This is a genomic window from Protofrankia sp. CiP1_Cm_nod2 (assembly GCF_920664355.1).
GTDB lineage: Bacteria > Actinomycetota > Actinomycetes > Frankiales > Frankiaceae > Protofrankia.
In genome coordinates, this window is sequence record NZ_CAKKTL010000278.1 from 1 (window position 1) to 6,209 (window position 6,209).

The window sequence follows — 6,209 nt, forward strand, 5'->3', positions numbered from 1 at the left end:
TTGGTCGGTGTAGGTGGCGAGGGCGGTGTCGAGGGCGGTGGTGACCTCGTCGAAGGCGGCGCGGAAGACGGGGTAGGTGTCGTAGAGCTCGCGGCCGGCGCCGGGGCGCTGGGCGCCCTGCCCGGTGAACAGGAACGCCACCTGCCCGTCGGGCGCCGCCCCTTCCGCGGAGCCGACGACGACGTTGGCGGCCGTCGTCCCTGTCTCGAGGGCGTTCAGCCCTGCGAGCAGCTCGTCGCGGCTGCCGGCGACGACGACGGCCCGGTGGGACAGCGTCGCCCGGGTGGTGGCCAGTGAGTAGGCGACGTCCACCGGCCGCAGCGTGCTGTCACCGCTGACGTGCGCGGCCAGCCGGGCGGCCTGCTCCCGCAACGCCTGCGGTGAACGCGCGGAGATCAGGAACGGCAGCGGACTGCCAGCCGGTTCGCCGACAGACGCCGCAATACTTCCTTCACTTCCCTCGGCACTCCTTTCGGCGGACGCTCCCGCGCTCCTCCCGGCCGCGTCCCCCTCGACGACAGGCGCGCCTGCCTCGGACGCGTCCGAGCTGGCCCGGGCATCCACCCGCACGTCCGCCCGGCCCGCCGGGCCGTCCGTCCCGGCACCCGCCGGGCGCTGCACCGAACCGTTCACCGAGACACCCGCCAGATCGCGGTCCGTCCCGTTCCGAGCGGAAGATTGAGGGAGCAAGTGGCTGCCGGGGCGACCACTTGTCCCCTCGTTGTCATGATCGCCCGCACCTGCGCCCGCGGGGATGCCTGCCGAGGCGTTCGGGGTGGCGTCTGGCGCGGCGTTCGCTGGGGCGTCCGGGCCGGTGGGGGCCTGTTCGATGATGATGTGGGCGTTGGTGCCGCTGACGCCGAAGGCGGAGACGGCGGCCCGGCGGGGGCGGTCGACCTCCGGCCAGGCCCGCGCCTCGGTGAGCAGCTCTACCGCACCCGCCGACCAGTCCACGTACGGTGACGGCTCGTCCACGTGCAGGGTCTTCGGCAGGACGCCGTGGCGGATGGCCTGGACCAGCTTGATGACCCCGGCGACACCGGCGGCGGCCTGGGTGTGCCCGATGTTCGACTTGACCGAGCCCAGCCACAGCGGCCGGTCGGCGGGCCGCCCCTGCCCGTAGGTGGCGATGAGGGCCTGGGCTTCGATGGGGTCGCCGAGGCGGGTGCCGGTGCCGTGGGCCTCGACGGCGTCGACGTCGGCGGGGGTCAGGCCGGCGGCGGCGAGGGCGGCGCGGATGACACGCTGCTGGGACGGCCCGTTGGGGGCGGTCAGGCCGTTGGAGGCGCCGTCCTGGTTGACGGCGGAGGCGCGGAGCACGGCGAGGATGCGGTGGCCGGCGCGCTGGGCGTCCGAGAGCCGCTCGAGCAGGACGAGCCCGACGCCCTCGGACCAGCTCACGCCGTCCGCCGCCGCCGCGAACGCCTTGCTGCGGCCGTCGGGGGCGAGCCCGCGCTGCCGGGAGAACTCGACGAACTCGCCGGGGGAGGACATCACCGTCACCCCGCCGGCGACCGCCAGCTCCGCGTCCCCGGCGCGCAGCGCCTGGGCGGCCAGGTGCAGGGCGACCAGCGACGACGAGCAGGCCGTGTCGATGGTGACCGCCGGCCCCTCGAAACCGAACGTGTACGACACCCGGCCCGAGAGCACGCTGCCGGCGCTGCCCAGCCCGAGGTAGCCCTCCAGGTCCGGCGGCGGGTCGGCCTGGGCGGCGTAGTCGGCCACGTTCGTGCCCGCGAACACACCGGTGCGGCTGCCGCGCAGCGACGCCGGGTCGATCCCGGCGTTCTCCAGCAGCTCCCAGGTGGCCTCCAGCAGCAGCCGGTGCTGCGGGTCGGTCGCCAGCGCCTCCCGCGGGGAGATCCCGAAGAACTCCGCGTCGAAGTCGCCGACCGCGTCCAGGAACGCCCCGTAACGGGTGTAGGACGTGCCGGGGTGGTCCGGGTCGGGGTCGTAGAGGGCGTCCAGGTCCCAGCCGCGGTCCCGCGGGAACTCGGTGATCGCGTCACCGCCGTCGGCGACCAGCCGCCACAGCCCGTCCGGCGAGCCTGCCCCGCCCGGGAACCGGCAGGCCAGGCCGACGATCGCGATCGGCTCTTGGCGTTCACCGCGCGCCTCCCGCAGGCGTTCGCGGGTGTCGTGCAGCTCCGCGGTGACGCGGCGCAGCAGGTACCGGATCTTGTCGTCGCTCACGGTCAGCCTCTCCTGCGGGATGTGTCGGGCATGGTCACCGAAGGCATCCAGAGAATGCCCCGGCCTTCAGACCGGGGAGGAATCCGGTCTCCCGCGGAGCGGGGCACGCAACGCCGATCCGCCGGGATCGGCGTTGCGTGCGGCGTGACCGGCGGTGCGCATCCCGGCCGGTGGGAAACCCCCGGTGCGCCGGTGATCATAGATCGGCATCCCTTCGGTAGGATCATTCCATGTCCCGTTTCCGACTCTATCCGACCGCCGATCAGGTGGCGGTTCTGGAGTCGCATTGCGGGCACGCGCGGTACGTGTGGAATCTCGCGCTCGAACAACAATCCTGGTGGCATCCGCGCCGCGGACCCGCGCCCGGATACGCCGAGCAGAACCGGCAGCTGACCGACGCACGGCGGGAGTTCGGCTGGCTTGCCGCGGGCAGCGTCATTGTTCAGCAGCAGGCGTTGCGGGACTTCGCCACGGCCCTGGCAGGCTTTTTCCGCGGTTCGCACCGGAAACCGTCGTTCCGGAAACGCGGCCGGGGCGAGGGTTTCCGGAACGTCGCGGTGAAACCCGGTGATTTCCGGCGGGAGAACCGCCGCTGGTCGCGGGTGCGGGTCCCGAAGGTTGGCTGGGTGCGTTTCCGCCGCACGCGCCCGGTACCGGCCGCGACGTCGTTCCGGGTGACCCGGGATCGGGCGGGCCGGTGGCATGTCGCGTTCGCCGTCGTACCCGACCCTGTCGCGGTGTCCGGGGCCGGTGGGGTCGTCGGGGTGGACCGGGGGGTGGTCGTGTCCGCGGCCTTGTCGACCGGGGAGCTGCTGCGCTGCCCGGGGCTGCGACGCGAGGAGGCCGCACGGCTGTTCCGGCTGCAGCGCCGGCTCGCCCGGGCGAAACGCGGCTCGCACCGCCGCGGCCGGCTCAAGGCCCGGATCGCCCGGCTCCGGGCCCGGGAGAGCGACCGGCGGAAGGACTGGGTCGAGAAAACCTCGACCGATCTCGCCCGCCGGTTCGAGGTGATCCGGGTGGAGGATTTGAAGATCCGGCAGATGACCCGGTCGGCGCGGGGCACGGTGGATGCGCCCGGGACGAACGTCCGGGCGAAAGCCGGCCTGAACCGGGGCATCCTCGCGGGCGGCTGGGGTCTGCTGGTCCGACGGCTGGAACAGAAAGCCCCCGGCCGGGTGGAGAGGATCCCGGCGGCCTATACCAGTCGGCGTTGCTCGTCCTGCGGGCATGTGGCCGCCGAGTCGAGAGAGAGCCAATCTCGGTTCGTGTGCGTCGCCTGCGGGCATGAGAGCAACGCCGACATCAACGCTGCAAGGAATATCGCGGCCGGACGGGCCGTGACCCCGCAGGGAGGCAGGGCGTTGGCCGTGCCGGTGAACCGTGAACCTCAACGAACCGCACCCCCTTCCCTGGCGGGTGTGTAGGAGTTGGAATCCCCCGCGTTCACGCGGGGGAGGACGTCAAGAGATCCCGAGCTCGTTGCCTATAAAGGCGATCAGTTCGTCGTCGGACGCCGACAGCAGTTCCTCCGTCGTGCGCGTGCCGGCCTGCGGATGGGTGATGGAGCCGTCCGGGGCGTCCAGACCGTTTTCCTGTTCCTGTCCGGGAGCGCTGCCCTGTCCGGGAGCGCTGTCGGACGCTTCTCCGCTGCCCGCGGCCGGGACGAGGGCGTCGCGGAGATGCTCGGCCAGCTCCACCGGGGACGGATGGTCGAAGACCAGCGTCGCGGGCAGGGCGAGCCCGGTGCGGGCCGTCAGCCGGTTGCGCAGCTCGACGGCCGCGAGCGAGTCGAAGCCCTGCTCACGGAAGTGCCGGGTGACGTCGACCCGGTCGGCCGAGGCGTGCTTCTGCACCACGGCCACCTCCGTGCGCACCAGCTCGAGGACGATCCGCCGGGCCTGGCGCTCGGAGGCCTCGGCGAGCCGGCGCACCAGCGTGGCCGGGCCGTCGTCCGCGCCCTCCGCCGCCGCCTGCGCCGTCGTCCCGGCCGCAGCGGCCGTGGCGGCCGCGACGCCGGGCAGCTCACGCAGCAGGGGATGCGGGCGGGCGGCGGCCACCGCCGCCCAGTCGGCCTCGGTGACGACCAGGCGGGTATCGCCCCGCTCGAGCGCCTGCCCCAGGGCTGCCAGGGCGACGTCCGGGGTGATCGGCGCGAAGCCCTGGTGGCCGGCGTGCGCGGCGACGTCCGCGCTGGCGATGCCGGCGCCGCTCCACAGCCCCCAGGCGACCGAGGTCGCGGGCCGGCCTGCGGCCCGGCGCCGCTCGGCGAGGGCGTCGAGGTAGGCGTTGCCCGGGGCGTAGTTGCCCTGGCCGGCGAGCCCGACCGTGCCGGCGATCGAGGAGAACAGCACGAACGCGGTCAGGTCCGCGTCCCTGGTCAGCTCGTCCAGGTGGCGGGCGCCGCCGGCCTTGACCCGCAGCACCCGTTCGATCCGCTCGGGGGTCAGACTGGTCAGCAGCGCGTCGTCCAGCACCGCCGCGGTGTGCACCACCGCGGTCAGGGGCTGCCCCGGCGGGATCGCGGCCAGCACCGCGGCCAGCTGGTCACGGTCGGCGACGTCGGCGGCGGCGTAGGTCACCGCGGTGCCGTTGCCGGCCAGCTCCGCGGCCAGCTCGCCGGCCCCCGGCCAGCCGTCGCCACGGCGGCTGACCAGCAGCAGGTGCTCGGCGCCGCGCCCGGCGAGCCAGCGCGCGACGTGCCCGGCCAGCGCGCCGCTACCGCCGGTGACCAGCACCGTCCCGGGCCCCGGCCGCCAGCCGGCCGGGGCACCGTCCCCGTTGTTGCTGTTGCTGTTGCTGTTGCCGGTGCCGGTGCCGGTGGCGGTGCCGGTGGCGGTGGCCTGGTTGCCGTTGGCGCCGATGGCCTGCCCGGTGGCGGCAGCGGCCCCGCCCGTGATGGCGGCGGTGGTCGTCGTGCCACCGGCGGGCGCGGGCACCAGCCGGCGGGCCAGCACCCCGGACGGGCGCACGGCCAGCTCGACCTCGCCGTGCCCGCCGGCACCGTGCCCGCCGGCGCCGTGCCCACCGGCCAGGACGCCGACGAGCTGGCGGACCACCCGCTCGTCGACGGACTCCGGCAGGTCGACCACGCCGCCCGCACGCCGCGGGTTCTCCACGCCGACGATCGGGTGCAGGCCCCAGACCAGCGCGCCGGCCGGGGCGGTGACAGCCTCGCCGGCGACGGTGGCCACCGCCCCGTGGGTCGCCAGCCACAGCGGCGCGGCGGTCCCGGCGTCCTCGACGGCCTGGACCAGCGCCACGGTCGCGGCGAACCCGGCGGGCAGGTCGGACGTCTCGGCCGTGTCGTCCCCGAGCCCCAGCAGCGACAGCACGCCGTCCACCGGCCCCGCCGCCGCGGCGGCGGTCAGCTCGGCGGCGAGCCCCTCCCGGGTGCTGTGCCGCCGGTCGACGGCCAGCACCACGGTGTCCGGCAGCGCGCGGGTGAGCGCGGTGACCAGCGGGGCGTCACGGCGGTCGGCCGGCACCACCAGCAGCCAGCGCCCGCGCGGTGGCCCGGCGGGCAGGTCGTGGACCGGCCGCCACACCACCCGGTAGCGCACGGCGTCCACCGCGTCGGTGATCTGCTGCCGCTCCCACCAGGACACGAGGGCGGGCAGCACCTCGCCCAGCGCGGCGCGCTCCCGTTCACCGGCGAGCCCGAGTGTGTCGGCGAGCTCGTCGAGGACGCCGCGGCGCACCGCCGTCCAGAAGGAGGAGTCCCCGACGCCGCCCACCGGGCCGCCGGCCGGCTGCCCGGCCGTCGCGGCGCCGGCGGCGGCGGCGCTGGCCGCGGCCGGTGTCGCCTCCAGCCAGTGCCGGGTGCGCTGGAACGCGTAGGTCGGCAGGTCGACGGTGCGCGCGCCGAGGCCGGCGAACACGGCGGGCCAGTCCAGGCGGACGCCGTGGGCGTGGGCGGCGCTCACCGCGGTGGCGACCGTGACCGCCTCCGGTTCGTTGCGGCGCAGCAGGGAGACCGCGACGGGGGCGGGCCGGCTGCTGTCGTCGCTGAGGGTTTC

3 protein-coding genes are annotated in these 6,209 nt (G+C 75.2%); 1 reads left to right on the plus strand and 2 read right to left on the minus strand.

The features are described from left to right. Window positions 1-2,193: type I polyketide synthase (locus NBW84_RS21520; protein ID WP_445548800.1), on the minus strand; the 2,193-nt coding region annotated here is incomplete at its 3' end. 230 nt (window positions 2,194-2,423) lie between these two features. On the opposite strand from NBW84_RS21520, the gene NBW84_RS21525 reads away from it, so the two are divergent. Next, window positions 2,424-3,617 (plus strand): RNA-guided endonuclease InsQ/TnpB family protein, encoded by a 1,194-nt coding sequence (locus NBW84_RS21525; RefSeq protein ID WP_250286845.1) that lies wholly within the window; start codon window positions 2,424-2,426, stop codon window positions 3,615-3,617. Between the two features lie 36 nt (window positions 3,618-3,653). Here the strand turns inward: NBW84_RS21525 and NBW84_RS21530 are convergent. Continuing rightward, on the minus strand, window positions 3,654-6,209 hold a 2,556-nt coding region (locus NBW84_RS21530; RefSeq protein ID WP_250286846.1), incomplete at its 5' end, for an SDR family NAD(P)-dependent oxidoreductase.

Bases quoted from the DNA above. Each gene is read 5' to 3' on its own strand.
- NBW84_RS21525 (WP_250286845.1), top strand. From the start codon at position 2,424: ATGTCCCGTTTCCGACTCTATCCGACCGCCGATCAGGTGGCGGTTCTG.